Source organism: Streptomyces sp. NBC_01707, assembly GCF_041438805.1.
Taxonomy (GTDB): Bacteria; Actinomycetota; Actinomycetes; order Streptomycetales; family Streptomycetaceae; genus Streptomyces.
On the sequence record NZ_CP109191.1, the window covers coordinates 285150 to 303334 of the forward strand.

Consider the following 18185-nt stretch of genomic DNA (forward strand, 5'->3'; position numbering starts at 1 on the left):
GGTGCTCCTCACTCCTGGACACGTCCGCCGCTACTACAAGTGGCTCACGGATGGGCAGGAGAGCCCGCTGCCCACAACTGCCCGCGTGGACCTGGGCAGGCTGAAGTAGCTGGAAGCCACCCTGATCCACTACGCGCGCCAACTCCACCTCGCCGGCTTGCCCTCCTGATCAGCCGCCCGCACTGTCCGGCCCGGTCTTCCCTTCCGGGCCGGAGGGTTTCCCGCGCCCTCGTGTTCGAGGACGAGCCGCGCATGACGATCGCGCTCCACGACGGCGACGGGGCGCGCCTGGCAGTCACAGGCGCGGCCACCGGCTACTACGAGATGCGGCTCGACGCGGCGGAGGCCGCCACCCTGCTGGCGGGACTCACTCGTGCCGTGGCGTACGACCGCGACGCCATCATCACCGTGGCCGGCCTCGCCGATATCAACGGAGACCACTCCTACGGATGGACGTGGCGCATCGCGGACGGCTCCCTGGACGACGACGCAGCCCGTCCGCTGTTCGACCCCTACACCGAACTCAAGGGCGCCGAATTCCCGTACAAAGCGCGCTGTGGCATGAGTTCAATCAAGCCGCATGGAGGCATGTCGAGTTGACCACCCTTGAGGCCAGCTCCTACGGCACCGCCACCCGGCCCAGGCGGCGCTTCCTGATGGCAGTGCGCAGCGGCGCGCTCAGCGTGCCCGCCTCCCCGCGGGAGCCCATGCCGACGACCTCGTTCGGCGCGGCGCTCGGCTGGCCGGCGGGAGAAGAGGTCAACACTCGCGGCGTGTGCGGTGTCGATCCCGCCACCGGGCGACCGAAGGGGGCCTCCCGTTCTCATCGATGTCGACATTCCGACGCACTAGGTGCCTCCCGCAGTCGTGAATAACTGCTGTCGTGAGTCGTCGATAAAGCCAGATGTACCGCACCGGGGACGTGGTGCGTTGGATTGCAGGGCGTCGGCGTAGTCGGCGGGCGTCCGTTTCGTGATCACGTGAGCTGAAGGATGGCGAGCCGACGGTTCCCTGCTCACGGACGTTGCGCCTCGGGGCTGTTGCGTCTGCCAGCACCGTCAGGTGGAGCGAGCCGACTGTGCTGGGGGATGATCTCCTGCGTGGTTGAAGAGGCAGGTACAGGTGCCGGTGCGGACGACGCTTGTGCATGGGATGAGCGACTGGGCTGGGCGTTCGGACTGATAGCGGATGATCCGGCTGCGAGGACCGCAGCGCTTGCCTATTTGGCTGAGGCACGGAGGCAGGCCGCGGACGCGCTCGGTCGGTCCAACGAGATGTGGCGGCTGACGCTGCCCCTGGGAGCGGAGGAGCAGTACAGGGAGCGGGCCTTTCTTCAGGCGCGTCGGAGGCATCACCAGGCGCAGAGACGTTCACTGCCTGACGGGCTGTGGGGTCGCCCTGCGAGCGGGGATCTGGCGACTTGGCCGGGGTTGCCCTATGCGTTGCTCTTCTTGGAGTGGGAAGCGAGATACCCGCGGGAGTGGACGCAGCATGCGAAGGCGTGGGGTACGAAGCAGAGTCTTATCCGGGATATGGCCCTGGTTCACCAAGAGGAGGCGATCAGGGCGAAGCTCACCGATCTGGTCGAGATCGTCGTCCTCCGCGCGTATCGCTGCAAAGACCGCGAGTACGTGCGGGTTGCCAGGGCTGTCGACAGCGCTGACCTGCGCGGCAGGCTCGGTCGTGCGGTCGATTCGGACAGTCCGTGGGCCCGGTGCCATGCAGAGTATGTGCTCTGGCTCCTTGACCGCCCTGACATGCCGAACACACCTCATGTCTGGCGGGCCTGGGTGGCAGGCGAGGCTGCGGCGTTGATGTGGCCTGGGGACGATGCCAGGAAGGTCCCGTGATCATGGAGTGCTCTACGCCTTCGTACCTGCCTGGAAGACCGTGCCTGCCGACGCATCATCCGCGATCCCGCTCGCCCTTGACCAGCTCCGAGAGCATCTCGACGTCGGACCCGGGGAGGTGCCCGGCCTGCTGGAGCGGCTGGCCCAGGTGCCGGACCCGCGCGATCCGCGCGGAGTGCGGCACGCGCTGGCCGTCGTCCTCGCGCTGACCGCGTGCGCGGTGCTGGCCGGGGCGACCTCGCTGCTGGCGGTCGGCGAGTGGATCGCGGACGCGCCACCGCAGGTGCTGGAGCGACTCGGCGTACAGCCTGATCCAGTGCTGCCTCGGCGGCTGGTCCCGGCCGAGGCGACGGTCCGCCGGCTGCTGACCCGCATCGACGGAGACGCCCTGGACCGGGCGGTAGGCGGATGGCTCGCCGACCGTCGACCTGCGAGCGCCGGGCTGCGCGGACTCTCTGTGGACGGCAAGTCCCTGCGCGGCGCGGCCAAGGCTCGGGGGCGGAAGATCCACCTGCTCGCCGCGGTGGAGCACACCACCGGGCTCGTCCTGGCCCAGTTCGACGTCGGCGAGAAGACCGGGGAAACCAGGCGCCTGCAGCCGCTGCTGGACAACATCGCTGACCTAGCCGGAACCGTGGTCACCAGCGACGCGCTCCACACGCAACGCGAGCACGCCGCCTACCTCCTGGGCCGCCGCGCCCACTACATCGCCATCGTCAAGGGCAACCAGAAGAACCTGCATAAGCAGCTGAAGTCCCTGCCCTGGAACGACATCCCGCTCCAAGGCCGCACCCACGGCGCTGGCCACGGCCGCGCCGAGATCCGTCGCATCAAGGTCGCCACCGCGGGAAACCTGCTCTTCCCCGGCACCCGTCAGGCCGTTCAGATCAAGCGCCGACGCACCGACCGCAAGACCGGCAAGACCACCATCACCACCGTCTACGCGGTCACCAGCCTGACCGCCGAGCAGGCCACTCCCGCCCAGCTCGCGAAGCTCATCCGCGACCACTGGAAGATCGAGGCCCTGCACCACGTCCGCGACACCACCTTCGCCGAGGACGCCTCCCAGCTGCGGACCGGCAACGCACCCCGCGCCATGGCGACCTGCCGCAACCTTGCCGTCGGAGCCCTGCGAATGAACGGCGTGAAGAACATCGCCTCCGGCCTCCGTCGCAACGCGCGCGTCGCCCGCCGCCCCCTCGCGCTCCTCGGCCTCGCGTGATCACAAAACGGACGCCCGCCGACTACGCCGAAGCCCTGCGTTGGATTGCGGAAGGCAGTCTCGAGTACCTCGGCCGCGCCGACGACCAGGTCAAGATCCGTGGGTCCCTGATCGAACTCGGTGAGATCGACCCCACCTGGCCTGCTGCGAGAGTGTGGCCCAGGCCGCTGTCGTGGTGCGCGAGGACACCCCTGGGGTGAAACGACTGGCGGCCTACGCGGTCCCGGGCACGGCAGCCGGCCTTGACACACCAGAACTGCGTGAACGCCTGGCCGCCGTGCTGCCGGACCACATGGTGCCCGCGGCGTTCGTGGTGCTGGAGGAACTGCCTCTCACTCCCAACGGGAAGCTGGCCGCAAGGCCCTGCCCGCACCGGGCGGGACCGTGAATCCTGGCCAAGGCCCGCTCCACCCGATCGAGTCAGAAGTCGACGAAACCACGCTCCCGGCCCAACTCACTGCATGACCTCAAAGTGGATCATTGAGTGGCCGTCGATGCACCACTCCAGCGGACGTGACCCGGCCCGCACAGCTGGCCATTGCCTGGATAGAAGGCCGCGCCTGCCTGCGGTCTTGGCGCCGCAGGGCCCACTCGCGCGGGGGCCCAGACCCGCCGGGATGGTCGCGAGTCGCGCAGTCACATCCACAAGTGGACGAACCGGACTGGGCGACCGCGACCCCCGCGACACTTCGACAACGGAGCTTCTTTGTTCTCGCGGGACTCGGCATCCGCGAGATACCAAGAGGACCTTCTTCCATGCAGGCCGGCCAGCTCACCTGAATCAGGATGCTGTTCGTGCGCCACCGACCACGCGAGCGGATAGAGAACAGCCTGTGAGACCACCCATGTTGCCAGCCAACACGGGATGAAAGAGCTCAGTCATATTACGAGGGAATGATTATCAATCCCCGCGATAGGCATTAGAAGCGCGCGCCGAACAGGCCGTACCTGCCGTAGTCCAGGAACTCGCACTTATATGCATTCCACTCGCCCTCGTTCACAACCCTATCGCCCTCTTTTATGCAAGCAGCCATGCTGGGCCAATCGGAAAGGTGGAACCAGGCATTGGCAATAGCCGGTGTCACTCGCTGGGTGGCAGTAACCTCATTTGTCGCACTCGCACTGGTTGCCATTCCGGCTGTGGCTATCACGGCCAGCGTGATAGTGGCGATTGCTCGCTGCTTGAACATGAATCCTCCCTAAAACAGAACGGCTTGATCTCTCTCGGGCAAGCTAGCAAACGACCAAGTGCCCTCTATGGAATCTGCGTGCCTTTCTTTCCGGGACGAGTAGTCATTAAGGCTATTTCATCCGGGATATGTGCAGTTCAGAAGGGTGTGGATTGCCTGACTGATGGTGCCGATTCGCCGGGTGGAGCATCTGGCTTGCCGGAGCAGCTGCCAGGTCTTCAACTGTGCGAAGGAGCGTTCGCCTGGGCCCGCAGTCGGGCGTGATCACGGTTGAACGTCGGGTAGTGCTCGGGTTGTTCGCGGTGGTGGTAGTAGGGGGTGCGGACCGCGGCGCCGGCGCCCTGGTAGGCCTGGTCCGCGAGCACGAGGATCTGTCGGGTCAGGCAGGTCTGGACGATGCCGTGGGCGCGGGCCGCGGTCGGGTCATGGGTGCGTCCCCGTGTCGCACGTGATAACCAGAGCGGGGTTCCGTCCGGCCGTGCGATGACCTGGACGTACGTGCCGTGCTCCTGTGTTTCTGTACGGGACGTCGAGCGTGGAAGGATACGGAACCAACAGGCCTCGGTCCCCGGCGTGATGAGTGATATCACCACGCCAACGACAAGGGGCCTTGTGCCAGCGCCACAACGCCTGCGATGAGGGCCGTCTACCTGATGCTCTGGAGCGCAGCGACCCGCTGGCAGGGTCTGGGGCAACGGGGCCACCACATGGCGACTACCGAGCGGCAGAGATGAATACTGCGTGAACTCGAATCAGGCAGCCCACGGCATGAGATCGGCTCCCGCACCGGAATGAAGCAGCGAACAGTCGAACGGGAACTTCTGTCCCTGCGGGACAAACCCGGAGGCTGGACCATCTATCAAGTCATGCCCTGGTAGGGGCATTCCGCTGAGCGGGGTCTGCTGTAACACAACCCACCGGTGCGCCACGCGGACCGCACTACCACCACAGGGACATGATCGTGTGGCTTCTGCATTTCTGCACGGTGAGCGCGACTGATTACGAACGCATAGCGGGCGGCCCGGATGGTGACGGTCCGGGTGGGGCCTCCTGTGGGCCCGCATCACGGGATAAAATCATGATAGAAACGCTCACTTAGAGGTCGTTTTCTCCTATTCTTTCATCATGGGGTGTCGGCTTGGCTCGGTTTTGTCGATCGTGCCAGGAGATGGTGTTCTCGCCGTGAGACGGCCGGCCATGAGATCGGTCATAGCAGCATGGATCATGGCTTCCGAGCGAGCGGGATGGGTTTCGTAATCACGAGCGAGTCGGCGGTGGAGCATGAGCCACCGTAGGTTCGCTCCACTGTCCAGCGTTTAGGGATCGGTGCGAATCCCCTGGTCCCGGGGGCGCGTTGGACGATTTCGAGGTCGATGCCGAGGGTGGCGGCGTGTTCGAGGAAGTGTTTGCGGTAGCCGCCGTCGACCCAGACCTTGCGGATCGTGGGATGGGCGGCCGCTGTCTGGTCGAGGGGGTCTGGCCCGCGGCGGAGTCCTGGACGCCCCGGCCGCGGGTGCCAGACCGGCAGGCGCTGTGCGGGATCCTGTTCGTGCGTGCGCTCTACCGCCCAACGGAAAAGTTCAGCGATGACCCGGCGGATGCCGCGTTGCCGCAGCAGGCGCCGGTACTTGTCTTTGTCGTAGCCGCGGTCTGCGAAACCGCAACGACGTCACCCAACTCCTGCCCCTGCTCGACACGGTCCCCGCCGTGGCCGGCGTCGCCAGCCGGCCCAGACAACGGGCGACGCGCTCCTCGCGGGGCGTCGGACGTGGCTGCGCGCGCTGTCCTGGTCAACGACGGCTGCCACCACCGGACATGCAGGCCCCCTACGCCCAGCCTGAAGTCGGCCATCGCTTCACGACTGGGGTGGGCATACTCCTGGACCTGAAATTCCTACCCAGCACGCGCCTGTACGTGGCGCTGGCCCTGGTGAGCGCCTGCGTTATCACGGGGCGTCAAGCCTGTGTCAGAACAGCATCCGGCCGGGGGCGAAGCCGAAACGGACACGGCCAACTGCCTCGAAAAGGGTCGCGGAGTGGTTGGCGTGTTGAAGCGCGACCATGCCGTCCCGAAAGAGCCGCTCGATGGGATTGCCCCGATAGAGGGATGAAGAACTGCCGAGCTCATACATGTCCAGCAGTACCTTTCTGCTCACCTGGGCACCGTGGCTCATCGCGGCGCGAAGAAGCGCACGCTGCTCGATGGTGACAGGCTCAGACTTCTCACCAGCGGCGTCCAACGCCGCAGCCGCCGAGAGCAGCAAGAGCCGGGCCGCCTGAAGAGCGGCCTCGGACTGGGCGATCACCTCTTGGGTGCGTGCGGACTCGGCCAGGGTCCCGCCTGCGGGCGTCTTCTTGGACGTGACCAAGGCGACGGTCTCGTCGATGGCTGCCTGCGCCACGCCCAAAACGACAGCGGTACATCCAGGAAGGACAAGCGCGGGTACGTATCCCTGGTACAGCGGCCGGTCGATGCGAACCGGCCCCTCAATGCCGGCGACCAGTTCGTTCGGGACGAAAGCGTCGTGCACGGCAACGTCATTGCTTCCCGAACCGATCAGGCCGCTGACATTCCACGTGTCCTTCATCTCCCACTGGCCTCGACGGAGGATGAAGAGTCGGACGTCGGGCGTTCCTCGTTTTGTCAGACGCTGGCTGCCGTCCTCCACGATGACGCAGACCACAGCGAGGCAGTCTGCCTGACCGATACCGGTGACGATTTTCCAGGTGCCGGACAAACGATAGCCACCGTCGACGGGTACCGCTGTTCCGGGTGATCCTGAGTTCGCGAAGATGGGCTCGCGACCATCTGCCCAGATCTGGTCGCAGCCAGCCTGGTCGAGCATGGCCCCGACGAATCCCCAGTTGGCATTCCATACCGTCCAGGCCACAGAAGCATCGAGGCGGCCAAACGCGGCATACACCTTGAGCACCGTCTCCAACGGGGCTTCGAATCCGCCGTACTCGCGTGGAGTGAGCATGCGGAACGCCCCATGATCACGCAACTCATGAAGCAGCTTCTCGGGCAGGGACCTGCTTGATTCTATGTGACTTACAGCTGCACCGATGGAAGGTGCCAGTCGCCTGGGAAGCTCCAACAGGCTGGACTCGTTCGTACTCATCATTTCTCCTGGTGTCTCTATGCACAGCCTGGCGGGCGTCGGGCACAGCATTCTGTGGCCTGTAAACCAATGCCAAGGTTCGAGCCGGTTGGGCGTGACCGCCGATCCGAGGACCGGGGTTACTTGCGCCACAACCAGGTGACTCGGTCGTACATCGGCTCAAATCCTGCTCGCCGCATGTTGTGAAGCGATGTGTTGTGTTCGCCGGGGCCTTCAGCTCCGGTCTCGGCCACCAGCCACCGGCAGCCCTCGGCCAGTGCCGCCCGGGCGCGGATGGTAAGTAGCGCGGACTGGGCTCCACGGCCCCGGCTGTCTGGGAGTGTGCCTCCGCCGAACATGTTGGCGCAGTCTCCGTTAACGAACAGGCTTCCGACGGCGACGATCCGCTCGCCTTCCCACACGCCATATTGCTGCCAGCCAGGCCTGCCTACACACGACGCGGCTACGTCGATCATTCCGGTCCCGCTCATGCCGAACGCCGCCATCATGACGGTGGCCCACTCATAGGCATGGTGAGGCTCGACCTTGGCGACGCGAAGGCTCGGGTCGAGTGCCGAGATGCCGTCGGTGGCAGACTGCACGGCCTCCGTTGCGCAGCCGAGCTTGACGAGCCGACCTCCGGGAGTCAGGTTCAGATCGCCGACGATCGTTTCCCAGTCCGCCGGCAGCAGCTGCGGCGCTATCACGAACCGGCCCTGAGCGACTCCTTCGCTGCGGTAGAAGTCACATATCTTCGCCAGGACGTTCGCGTCGATCGGCTCGCCCAGACCGAAACCACCGGCCCGATTGAAGAAATCACTCGGATCCTCCCGCACCGTCGTAGCCTGCACGGACCCGACGTTTAGCGAAGCGACACCCATCGCCTGCCGGACCGGCACGGGCGCCCCTGTGACGAAGTCCACGTACGCCTTGATTTCGGTCTGCTCGGCCTCACGGACCGGCACGGTGGTGCTCATGCTCGTTTCTCTTCCCATAGTTGTTCTGCACAGCCAGTACTGCGAAGGCGAACGCCCTCCGCTATGCCGGAGCTGACCGCTCTTGGGCGTGCCTGCTCAACCGTGCGTCACACCTCTCGGCGTGTATCCGGGCCAAGGCATCCCCTGTGAAGGCGGCCCGGAAAAGGGCCCTATGTGAGGTCCTTCGGTGCGGCCCGCCGACAGCGCCTGACGCGCACCGCCCACCAGCGCAGTCCGCCGTGGAGTCGCCCAGATCTCGGACGCCCGACGTCAAGGAGCTGTCGTTCTTCGCAGTCACACCCGCATGATGCGGTGGGGGGCGGAAAAGTTCGCTCTGGAAGCGAAGATATTTTTCAGAGGGCGCGGGGGTGGTACAGACGCAGCTTCGTCACGCGTCCCCTGTCCAGGGACTGCACCCATAGGCATCCGGGCGGACAGTGGAAGGGGTCGTCTGGAGGACTGAGCAGGGCGGTTTCCCAGATGACGACCTCACGGCTGGCCACCACGTTCAGGAGCTGCTGGCGCACCCCGATGGACTCGTTATGGTCGTACGCGGTCTGCAAGTAGTCGATGCCCGTCCGTTTACTGGTCGGCCAGATCACGTCCGCCTCCGGCGACCAGCGGCCGGACAGCGCCGACAGGAGCTTCCCTCGCCGCCCGGATTCCAATGTCTCCTCCGCCAACTCGCGGTGTGCAGCTCTCAGAGCAGTGGCATCGTCGTGTGCCTGGTCAGCCGAGCCGAGTAGCACATCGACCAGCTGTGAGCGCGCTTTGTGGAGCCTGCTGCGAACCGTCCCGACCGGCGTGGCACACAACGTCGCGATGTCGTCATAGGAACGAGCATCAGTGAAGTAACGCAGCATCGTCACAAGCCGCAGGTTCGGGCTGAGGTCCTCCAGCGCGCTCCACACCCAGTCCCGCAACGCATGCTGTTCAAGCAACTCCGCCGGGTCGGAGAGACCGTCCAACCGTTCCGAGGTGACGGCCGTCATGGGCTCGGCCATGGGTACGGGCGACTTTTTCCGCAACTGTGCGCGGCACACGTTGCGGACCACCATGCGCAGCCATGGGCCGACCGCGTTGGGGTCTTTGACGTCGCCGATGCTGCGCAGCGCGATGAGCGCAGCCTCCTGTACAGCGTCTTCAGCGTCCTGGCTATGGCCCAGCACAGCCAGGGCGACAGCACGCATACCTGCTTGATGTCTGGCGAGCAGCAAGCCAAGGCAAGCGGCGTCACCGGCTTGTGCAGCGCGCACCAGCTCGGAATCTTGGGCCGCCCCGCCCGCCAGAAAGTCAGCCATCCCGAAAGAATACCCGAGGTCATTACTCGGACCCGGGGCCCTTGCTTCCACCATTGCGGAGGATGAGCCCCGGCATGAAAGATGGTGCGTGGGCGAGCCTCAGCAACTCCATGTCCGCAACCCCTGGCGGCTGCTCCGGCAATCCAGATGCTCCACCCGGCGCATCTGCACCTCAGTCAGGCCATCCACACCGTCCTGAACTGAACATATCCAGGGTGAAAGAGGCTCAGCACTGACACGAGGTCACTACCGGGGCCGGCGGAATTCCGGGCCCTGCCCCGTCTATGGGCTGTCCCGTATTCCCTGGCGGGCGCGTGACGACGGCTACGGAACCTCGCCGCGTTGTCGGAACGCCCGGATGCGACCGGTATGAGGACGCCCCTCCGCCTTGCGATGCAACGCATCTGACGCCGCGCGCTGATCCACCAGGGATTACGGGACAGCCCTTAGCTTGATCTTTAACCTCGGGGTCCGAACAACTCGTCGCACTTGATCACTCGGAGTGGTAACTGCCCTACATGCAGGCGGCCTTCGGCTGAGCATGTGATCCGACCAAGGAACACACAACGCCCAGCACGAAGGCCGTGGGATGAGTCTGCTGCATCACGTCGTCCGGCAGGATCCGTTTGCGGAACTGTCACGCTTCCGGGGCGAGTTCTGCTCCTGTCTGACCAGGCGTGCGGACGCATTGTTCGAACTCGCGGACGCGGTGCTGTGCGCGGACGGTCCAGTCCGGTCGCTGGTGGAACTGTCGCTGGTCGGCGAACACCGGCGCGGGCACGGCGGGCTCTACGACGCCCTGGCCGCGGGCCGGGTCGATATCGCCCGGCTGAGATGGGCTCTGGCCGCGGTGCCGCTGCCGCGGTGCCGCTGCCGCGGGCGGCGGACGGCCGGCTGGTCCTGGCCGCCGACCTGACCTGCTGGCTGCGGCCCAGCGCCCGCACCTCACCGCAGCGAATCCTGTGCCACACCTACGGACGGGGCAAGGACCAGCACATTCCCGTTCCCGGCTGGCCCTATTCGGTGATCTGCGTGCTCGAGACCGGACGCAGTTCCTGGACCGCACCGCTGGACGCACTGCGTCTGGCACCGGGTGACGACGCCGCCACGGTCACTGCCCGGCAGATGCGTGAACTGGTCGAGCGGCTGATCACCGCCGGGCAGTGGAAGGACGGCGACCCGGAGATCCTGATCGTGGTGGACGCTGGCTACGACGTGCCCCGTCTGGCCTTCCTGCTCAAAGATCTGCCCGTGCAGGTGCTGGGCCGGATGCGCTCGGACCGCGTCCTACGACGTGCAGCACCGTTCCGCGAGCCCGGTGTCCGGGGCCGGCCGCCCGCCACGGCGGCGAGTTCGTCTTCGGTGACCCGGCCACCTGGGGCACACTCGACGCGGCAACGGTGACCGCAACCCGTCTCTACGGGACCGCCACCACACGGGCCTGGGACCGGCTCCATCCCAGACTGACCCACCGCTCGGCCTGGACCGTTGAGCTGGGTGCCCTGCCGGTAATCGAGGGCACCGTGATCCGTCTGCAGGTCGAGCATCTGCCCAGCGGTGCGACACCAAAGCCGGTCTGGCTGTGGTGGTTGGGCACCGACGCCACCACAGCCGACGTCGACCGTTTGTGGCAGGCGCTTTTGCGGCGCTTCGACATCGAGCACACCTTCCGGCTGTTCAAGCAGACCCTGGGCTGGACCTGCCCGAAAGTCCGCACCCCTCAGGCAGCCGACCGGTGGACCTGGCTGATCCTCGCCGTCTTCACCCAACTACGGCTCGCCCGCCCATTGGCGGCAGACCTGCGCCGACCGTGGGAGAAACCGGCCCCGCCCGACAGGCTCACCCCCGCACGAGTCCGCCGCGACTTTCGGCACCTCCGCCCGAAGACCGCCTGCCCAGCCGGAGCACCGAAATCCTCCCGCCCTGGACCTGGACGGCCACCCGGGAGCAAGAACACCCGACCGGCCCCACACCACGACGTGCACACAGTCGGCAAACCAAGCTCCGCCAAGCGGCGCACGAAGAAGGCAACGACCCCACGTCCCCGCCGCACAGGTTAAAGATCAAGTTAGGACCCGGAGCCCGAGGAAGACCCTGCCAGGTGGCTGCCGAGCACGGCGTGATAGGGCGACCACCGACGCCCTTTGTGCTCTGGGCGGCGACTGGCGAAAGCCGCGTGACCAGACGATGAGCACCGCCGACACACGCCATGACCGTTGAACGCGAGCACTTCTGTCCAGCTGGAGCAGGACCCGTGGCCACCTCGATTACGCCCGAGTCCACGGGACGGGCTCGCCGAACGTTGACCTTTCTGTCTCGTCGATCTCGATGGCGACCTCAACCTGCCACTCGCCTTCTGGCGGCACCTCGACCGAGCAGCCCGTGAGATGCGGCTCTACAGCGATGCGCTGCACACCCCCCCACCCCACGGACACCGACCTCGGTCGCCGCCATCTCGCAGCGGCCTTCGAAGAGGAATGACCCGTCAAACCGGCAAACCTTCCCGATCAGGGCACGAGTTGCAGAGTCGGACGCCAGGTGCCTGTGGCATGGATATTCCTTTCTCAGGCACTTCTATTCATGACGATGCACCTAATTTCTGCTAGGGCATGTAGCTCTTCCGAATCAGTCTCTGTGTTAATTCGACGATGCGGGCACGTTTACTCCTCTCCTGTCACAATGTATCGACACATGTCACAAAAGTGTATTGGTGGGCCTCAGGCGTCGACCGGAGGCGCAGCAGCGAATATCTTATAAAGCGGCAATACTCGCTTGGCCGGAGAATGTGACCGGCACTGCTTCCCAGGAAAATCACTGATGAGTCTCAAGAAGATATCTGCTCTCGCTCTCGTCGTTGCTGCCGCCAGCCTGCCGCTGACCGCCTGCAGCACAAACGCAGGCGCAGCCAATTCCGCCGCCAACGCGTCCTCGGCTTCGCCCGGTGCCAGCGCGGGGAGCGCGCGCACCACGAGGCACGCGTCCTCGGCGGGCTCCACATGCAAGACCAGTAGCCTCGGGTTCAGCGCTTCCGCCACGGGCGTCAAGCACGAGCTTGTCGTCAACCTAAAGAACAGCGGTGCCAGCGCGTGCAGCCTGCATGGCTTCCCCGGTGTCCATCTCGTAAATGCCAACGGCTCGAGGGCTGCCGGGCCGGACGCTGCTCTCACTGACATCTCGCCGGACTCACCGCCGACCGTCACCATCGCACCCGGTGAGGAGACCCGCTTCCTGCTGGACTACATTCCGGACACCAGTGGCTCCGGGAAGACCTTCACCAAGCTCTCGGTCGCTGCGCCCAAGGACTCGGTCTCGAAGATTGTGGATCTCGAGGGACTGGACATCACGATCGCATCCCCCGGAAGCGACGTTCCTGACGTCTACGTCGACCCCATCGGCTATCACGTGGGCTACGGCAAGTGAGAATTGTGGCAGCGAAGCGACACTCTTCGCGACGGTGGCTGGATCAGTCAGCTTGGTGGGCCGCGCGAACGATCAGGCGGTGGTGCGGATTGACGAAGTTCTAAGATTGGGGCGGTCGTTCTATTGACACTGTCCAGCCCACATCGTCACCGGAGTCCGCTGCGGACAGAATCGCCGCGAGAAGTCGTTCCCAGGTGCCGACAACAGCCCATCGGATCAGGCGTTTGTGCGCGGTCTGGAACGAACCGAGCTCGCTGGAAGATCTCGCCATGGCGAGCAGGTGCGGTATTTCCACGCGATCGCCTCCAGGGTCCGACGGTGGTCCGCCCCCCCGTCGCCCACGGACCGGATCGGCCGGCATCAACGGCTCGATCCGGTCCCATATTGCATCAGTGATCATCAGCCGGACAGACACATCCGATCAACTGACCAACCCATCAAAGAGACACGGTCACTAACAGAATTAGGGGTGGATTGGTTCGGCTTGCCATGCCCTGGGCGGGAGTTGACTGTTCGGGGTGGTGTGGGGACTTCGCCGTGGGTCGTGTCGGATGAGCTGTGGGACCGCCTGGAGCCGCAGCGCGAGCGACGCTTCCGGTATCCCGGCCGCAAGCCGTTGCCGGACCGGGAAGTGCTGTGCGGGATCTTGTACGTGCCACACACCGGGATCCAGTGGGAGTACCTGCCGCCGGATCCCGGCTACGGCACGACCTGCTGGCGGCGCCGGCGGAAGTGGCGCGAGGCCAATGTCCGGCAGCGGCTGCACGAGGTCCTGCTGGCCGAGCGAAACGCGGCCTACGACTGGACTGGAAGCGGGCAGCATCGGCCGGACGAACTTCCACTCTGCACCGGACAGTTCATAGGCGTATGACAGTACCGTGGTCCACCAGTCAAGATCGCCAGCTCTCACGACATCATGATTCCCAAGCTCGACGAGTTCACCCAGGACATCATCACGCCACTGCGGACTATCAGCTGACCACGGACACGTGTTCAAGGGCTGGGCCCGACATCGCCGTTGGCCGGGTAACTACGCAAGGGGAGGTGCGTGACTCGATCCTGAAAAATCCCGTATCCATGAATTCGGAACAGTTCACTCACGCTGCCGCGGGGTGTCTGCTCCCGAGGAGAAACTCACCCACGGTCGACTCGGTTTCCCACGACAGCCCCGTAGCGGCGGCAAAGGCGTCGGAATCACCACTTCCCAGGCCGCAGGCCGCCAACCCCATAGCCGTGGCGACGCTGTACATGACCTGATAGAGCACCCCTACATGCTTGAGTGTCATCGCGTACCCCATGGCGGAGTACTTCCACATGACCCGCCCGAACCGTGCAGTGATCAGGAGTGTCACCTGCGGAGGAGAAGGCATCTGTGCCGTTAGGCGAGACATCTCGGACAGGCGCCGCAGGGCGGGCCCCGGCCGCCTCATTAGCTCGAGCTGATGTTGATCGGGGTCGTAGTGGTACAGGCCTGGCGGAACCCCATTGACACAATTGACGAGGGGATAGACCTCCAGCTCGTAGGTACGACCTCCTGACGGATAGGGCCGGTCGCCCAACTGCTGCATTCCGTCGTTGTAAGAGTCCCGGTTACGAGCACAGCGGTAGAGGAACTCGCCGAGCTGAGTGATGGTGAGCGGTACCGCGTCGTCGTGTAGTCGCAGCGACCGACGATCCTCCAGTGCTTCAGTGAGAGTTCGGTCGCCCGTGCGCAGTTCCTGAAGATTTGCCCGAGGAAGTTTGATGACAGGTCCGTCGAATGGTGGAGCTACTGCAGGCAGCGGGTCAAAAGTCCCTACCGCCCAATAGGTTCCCCCGAAGGGTGCGTCATGGCGTCCACCGCGAGTTCGACTATGAAACAGCAGCTCATGGGGAGTCCATTGAGTAAATCTGAACTCGCGCTCGTGGCCGCCGTCGCGTGGAACAAGAAATCCGTTGCGAGCCAGTGCACCCAGCACCTCGGGAACCGCCTCACGCCATCCTGTGGGGTGAATATGCGCCCCCCTTGTGTCATCTGTTTCCTGGTTTTTCAGTGAGGCCAGCAAGCCCACGAGCGCGGCATCGTGAATTTCAACCGCAACATGCGCCAGGGGAGATTCCATGACCATACCCGAAGTGTCGGCGCGCAACATGACGAATCGGGACATTCGAAATTCGAAGGGGTCAACCGCAGGATGGAGGGCGACCGGAACTGCCGGTCCGAGCGGTCTGAAGGTCAAGATTTTCGTCTCTCCCGCCTTCAGTGTGGTCGAGACCCAGCCGCCCGCTCGCAGCTTTTGCAGCAACTCGCGCACCCCGAGAAGAGCCTGCTCTCCTTCTTTCCTCCGGACGATATCCAGCAGCGTATCGCTGTCCTCTAACCTGGTGGACAATACTTCCAGAAGTGAACTCTGACCCAATGTCAGAGATCCAAGGTTTATGCCACGACTTCCGGAATATACTCGGGTAACACCGGAATGATCCGACGTCACCCGAGCCTCACGATAAAGAGACAGAACTTCGCGAATGGGGTGTGAAAAATCTTCGATGAGATCCTCCGCTTGGCAGCAGGAAGCATCGAGTCCGCTCACTGCTTCTCGAAATGATGTGGAGTCAGAAAAAAAGTGATGCCTGCGAGCTTCGGGGCGAGACGATGGAATCGCCTGGCGGTATTCAGGACGAGCGAAAGTATCGACGCAAACTATTGAAAATCCCGCAGACCGGTCCGGGCGTGCGACAGCCGAGATGCCGGCACCTGAACAGCTGGTGCTGGTCCGAGGCCGGATCCGCGGTTCAGCCCCCCATGAAACTTCGCCCACGGGGGCCAGGAAGGACCAGGACGCCGTCGGTCACCAGCATGAAGCGCTCCAGTCCTGGGACGAAGATGTTGACAACAGCGAGGCCCTCCGGTGTCACGGCCTGGCGACGGAGAACCGAGTATCCCTGCCCGGAGAGCTGGCGCAGCAGCTCATCGAGATGCTCTTGGGGAGTTGCTGGATGGCTCGTCGACTCGAACGAAACCATGTCGGCGGTCGGTAGGCGACCAGCGAAATCTGCTAGCCGGCAGGCCCGCAACGCCGGGTACTCCCGAGTACCGTCGTGGCGGGGGAACATCGCAGAAGGGAAGACACTCTCCGAGTCCTTGAACTGTGCGGCCCCTTGGATCTGGATGAGTTCGCTAAGCGCCCGCTGCGCCGCATGATCGGATGACAGGGATGCACCACAACCGCGTATGCGAGCAGGGTCTCCGTTCTTCGGAGGCAGGAAGGCGAGATAGGAAGGGACCGATAAATCTGAGGTCATGTCGATCAGGTAAACGGTTCTGCCGGTGACTTCGTCGGCAAGTTCCACCAGCCTCGAGAGCTCTGGGGGGAGAGTACTCCTGTCCACGACACGCAATGGTTGACGCGGGCGGCGAAGGAACTGGTGGATCAGCAACATCGAGAAAGCGTCACGTTCCACTACTTCATTGAGTGCATGCACAGTGGCCTCGGCCGCCGTGACACCCGAAGCCCAGCCGTTGTTGCTGGAGTACCGCCACACCGCGGAGTAGTCGTAGGTGTCACCGAGAGCCGCACGAAACGACGGGTCGGCATCGACGTACCCGGGGGTAGACAGAAAGATCGGGACGGAAATGCTCGAGCCTGACGAGATTTCTTCGTACTCAAGGCATCCGATATCTCCATCGGGAAATTCGTTGAATAATTGAACTGCTTGATCTTGATTCAATGCACCATCGGCGCGCGACAGAGTGTGGGCCCGTTCGCTTCGTACCGAGCCGGGATCGAAGTAATCTTTTTCACTCACGTAGTGTTCAAGCGCCTCGAACAGTGCGCCCACTCGCGCCGCCTCCCGCCCTCCCTTCCCGAGGCCGAAGCCGTCCTGAACTCTCTCTTCGCCATTCCGCAATTCGCATGCCCAAGCGCCGGGATCACTGTCCAAGACGGGGATAAATCTAGCTTCCAGCCCCAGGGCCCGAGCGGCAGATATTCCGTGCCGAAATGCGTCGGAAAGTTCGTTCTCCCGCTCGCCTGCCTGTACAGAATTGAAGGTCGTTGCCTCAGTCATTTCCGTCATCAATAACCCTCTCCGAAAATTGAATGCCGCAGCCGACTCCGGAGGAGACGGCTGCGGTCACATCAGAACCTAATTATCGGATGGCGTCGAAAGGATTCGCTGGCTGATGTTCTCGTCCTCGAATCCAGCGCTGAGAATTACAGCAATCGCTGCACGCTCACTTTCCGAGAGAATGTTTTCCTGGTTGCCGGTGGCGGCGGTGCAGAGCAATTTGAGGTCTCCAGTACCCATGGCATGCACTCCCTTGAAGAACGTTCAGGTCAGATGTTGCATGAAAAAGCTTACCGGTGAGCAGCTGGTCAACACGTTCCTGGTCCGTTCCGCCCGAGGTGCGAACCCCTTCCGGGCAGGAGAGAGACCGCACCGAAATTCAGTGGCCGGGGGTTTCGGCCGTACTGGGATCCGATTCTGCGGGAATGCGGCCGACGGCGGCTGGCCGAAGGCGGCCTGAAGCGTTTTCCGAGGCAACCGAGGCGGAACCGAGGGGGAATCGGCGGCAGAGACGAATGCCGGAGCTCACGGTGACCACGACGCAGGACAAATCCTTTGAGGCAGCGACGAGCTGCGATTTCTACGCGTCGAAGCCCAACCACAGCGGCTCCCGGATGACGGGCACCGGAGGCATCAGGACGTGCTCAGATGGACCCGCAGCCTGTACCAGCGAGGCGGACCTCGAGTACTACAGCAACACTTCGAGCGAGTGGTACACGACAGGGACCGCGCGTCACTCCCTGTGCGCGCCACCGCTGCGGTCGTCGACCACAGCGGCAACCTGCGTGAACGAACCATGCCGGTGACCCGAGCCGTGCCTTCCGTACCACTACGAACGGGACCGTCGTGAGCTCGAGCGGCTCCCCCGCTAGCGGCACCGTATACAGCGACGTTCTGTACGTGCCCTGCACGTAGTGACAAATTGGAGGGCCTGGTGGTCGTCGAATTGGTCTTCGGCCCCAGGCCGTCCACTCGCCGTCGAGAGGATCGACGGTGCCCCCCGAGCACGGCATGCTATGGCGTCGTTGCGCTCATCTGGGCCGTGTCCTGTTGCCGTTGGTAGACCAGGAGCCGTGGC

13 protein-coding genes and 6 pseudogenes are annotated in these 18185 nt (G+C 64.2%); 7 read left to right on the plus strand and 12 right to left on the minus strand.

What is annotated here, in order from left to right; all coding sequences use genetic code 11:
- Positions 1-231 precede the first annotated feature (231 nt).
- Positions 232-600 carry a hypothetical protein gene (locus OG963_RS44120; RefSeq protein WP_331750288.1) on the plus strand — a complete coding sequence of 123 codons (369 nt, stop codon included), beginning with the start codon at positions 232-234 and terminating at the stop codon, positions 598-600.
- 19 nt (positions 601-619) lie between these two features.
- Here OG963_RS44120 and OG963_RS44125 read toward each other — a convergent pair whose 3' ends face one another.
- On the minus strand, positions 620-763 hold the full coding sequence (locus OG963_RS44125) for a hypothetical protein (RefSeq protein WP_371800417.1): 144 nt from the start codon (positions 761-763) through the stop codon (positions 620-622).
- 337 nt (positions 764-1100) lie between these two features.
- On the opposite strand from OG963_RS44125, the gene OG963_RS44130 reads away from it, so the two are divergent.
- From OG963_RS44130 to OG963_RS44140, 3 genes are all read left to right on the plus strand, one after another.
- Complete coding sequence (locus tag OG963_RS44130) at positions 1101-1850, plus strand: hypothetical protein (protein WP_331750290.1); 750 nt, start codon at positions 1101-1103, stop codon at positions 1848-1850.
- Positions 1831-3072: an ISAs1 family transposase gene (locus OG963_RS44135; RefSeq protein WP_371800418.1), complete on the plus strand. Its 1242-nt coding sequence runs from the start codon at positions 1831-1833 to the stop codon at positions 3070-3072. Before OG963_RS44130 ends, OG963_RS44135 begins: the two co-directional genes overlap by 20 nt.
- 154 nt (positions 3073-3226) lie before the next feature.
- Positions 3227-3460: a hypothetical protein gene (locus OG963_RS44140; protein ID WP_331750294.1), complete on the plus strand. Its 234-nt coding sequence runs from the start codon at positions 3227-3229 to the stop codon at positions 3458-3460.
- Between the two features lie 532 nt (positions 3461-3992).
- Here OG963_RS44140 and OG963_RS44145 read toward each other — a convergent pair.
- The 7 genes and pseudogenes from OG963_RS44145 to OG963_RS44175 form a co-directional block, all read right to left on the minus strand.
- On the minus strand, positions 3993-4262 hold the full coding sequence (locus tag OG963_RS44145; protein WP_371800419.1) for a hypothetical protein: 270 nt from the start codon (positions 4260-4262) through the stop codon (positions 3993-3995).
- 117 nt (positions 4263-4379) lie between these two features.
- Positions 4380-4785 (minus strand): annotated as a pseudogene (locus tag OG963_RS44150) (transposase family protein); the annotation flags it as partial.
- A 572-nt stretch (positions 4786-5357) separates the two neighbouring features.
- Positions 5358-5762: pseudogene (locus OG963_RS44155) on the minus strand (transposase); the annotation flags it as partial.
- Positions 5763-5817: 55 nt separating this feature from the next.
- Positions 5818-5919, minus strand: a pseudogene (locus OG963_RS44160) (IS5/IS1182 family transposase); the annotation flags it as partial.
- Between the two features lie 309 nt (positions 5920-6228).
- Positions 6229-7383 carry an acyl-CoA dehydrogenase family protein gene (locus OG963_RS44165; RefSeq protein ID WP_371800420.1) on the minus strand — a complete coding sequence of 385 codons (1155 nt, stop codon included), beginning with the start codon at positions 7381-7383 and terminating at the stop codon, positions 6229-6231.
- 119 nt (positions 7384-7502) lie between these two features.
- Positions 7503-8339 carry an N-acetyltransferase gene (locus OG963_RS44170; protein WP_331750298.1) on the minus strand — a complete coding sequence of 279 codons (837 nt, stop codon included), beginning with the start codon at positions 8337-8339 and terminating at the stop codon, positions 7503-7505.
- A 353-nt stretch (positions 8340-8692) separates the two neighbouring features.
- Positions 8693-9640, minus strand: coding sequence for an RNA polymerase sigma factor (locus OG963_RS44175; protein WP_331750300.1), 948 nt, complete (start codon positions 9638-9640; stop codon positions 8693-8695).
- Positions 9641-10229: 589 nt separating this feature from the next.
- Here OG963_RS44175 and OG963_RS44180 point away from each other — a divergent pair.
- Positions 10230-11700, plus strand: a pseudogene (locus OG963_RS44180) (NF041680 family putative transposase).
- 757 nt (positions 11701-12457) lie between these two features.
- Entirely contained in the window at positions 12458-13060 is a 603-nt protein-coding gene (locus tag OG963_RS44185) for a DUF4232 domain-containing protein (RefSeq protein ID WP_331750302.1), read from the plus strand.
- 118 nt (positions 13061-13178) lie between these two features.
- Here the strand turns inward: OG963_RS44185 and OG963_RS44190 are convergent.
- Positions 13179-13475 (minus strand): annotated as a pseudogene (locus tag OG963_RS44190) (transposase); the annotation flags it as partial.
- A 69-nt stretch (positions 13476-13544) separates the two neighbouring features.
- On the opposite strand from OG963_RS44190, the pseudogene OG963_RS44195 reads away from it, so the two are divergent.
- Positions 13545-13856 (plus strand): annotated as a pseudogene (locus OG963_RS44195) (transposase); the annotation flags it as partial.
- A gap of 301 nt (positions 13857-14157) precedes the next feature.
- Here OG963_RS44195 and OG963_RS44200 read toward each other — a convergent pair.
- The 3 genes from OG963_RS44200 to OG963_RS44210 form a co-directional block, all read right to left on the minus strand.
- Positions 14158-15630 (minus strand): SagB family peptide dehydrogenase, encoded by a 1473-nt coding sequence (locus OG963_RS44200; RefSeq protein WP_331750304.1) that lies wholly within the window; start codon positions 15628-15630, stop codon positions 14158-14160.
- 202 nt (positions 15631-15832) lie between these two features.
- Complete coding sequence (locus OG963_RS44205) at positions 15833-17116, minus strand: YcaO-like family protein (RefSeq protein WP_331750306.1); 1284 nt, start codon at positions 17114-17116, stop codon at positions 15833-15835.
- Between the two features lie 69 nt (positions 17117-17185).
- On the minus strand, positions 17186-17347 hold the full coding sequence (locus tag OG963_RS44210) for a hypothetical protein (protein ID WP_319741337.1): 162 nt from the start codon (positions 17345-17347) through the stop codon (positions 17186-17188).
- Positions 17348-18185 lie beyond the last annotated feature (838 nt).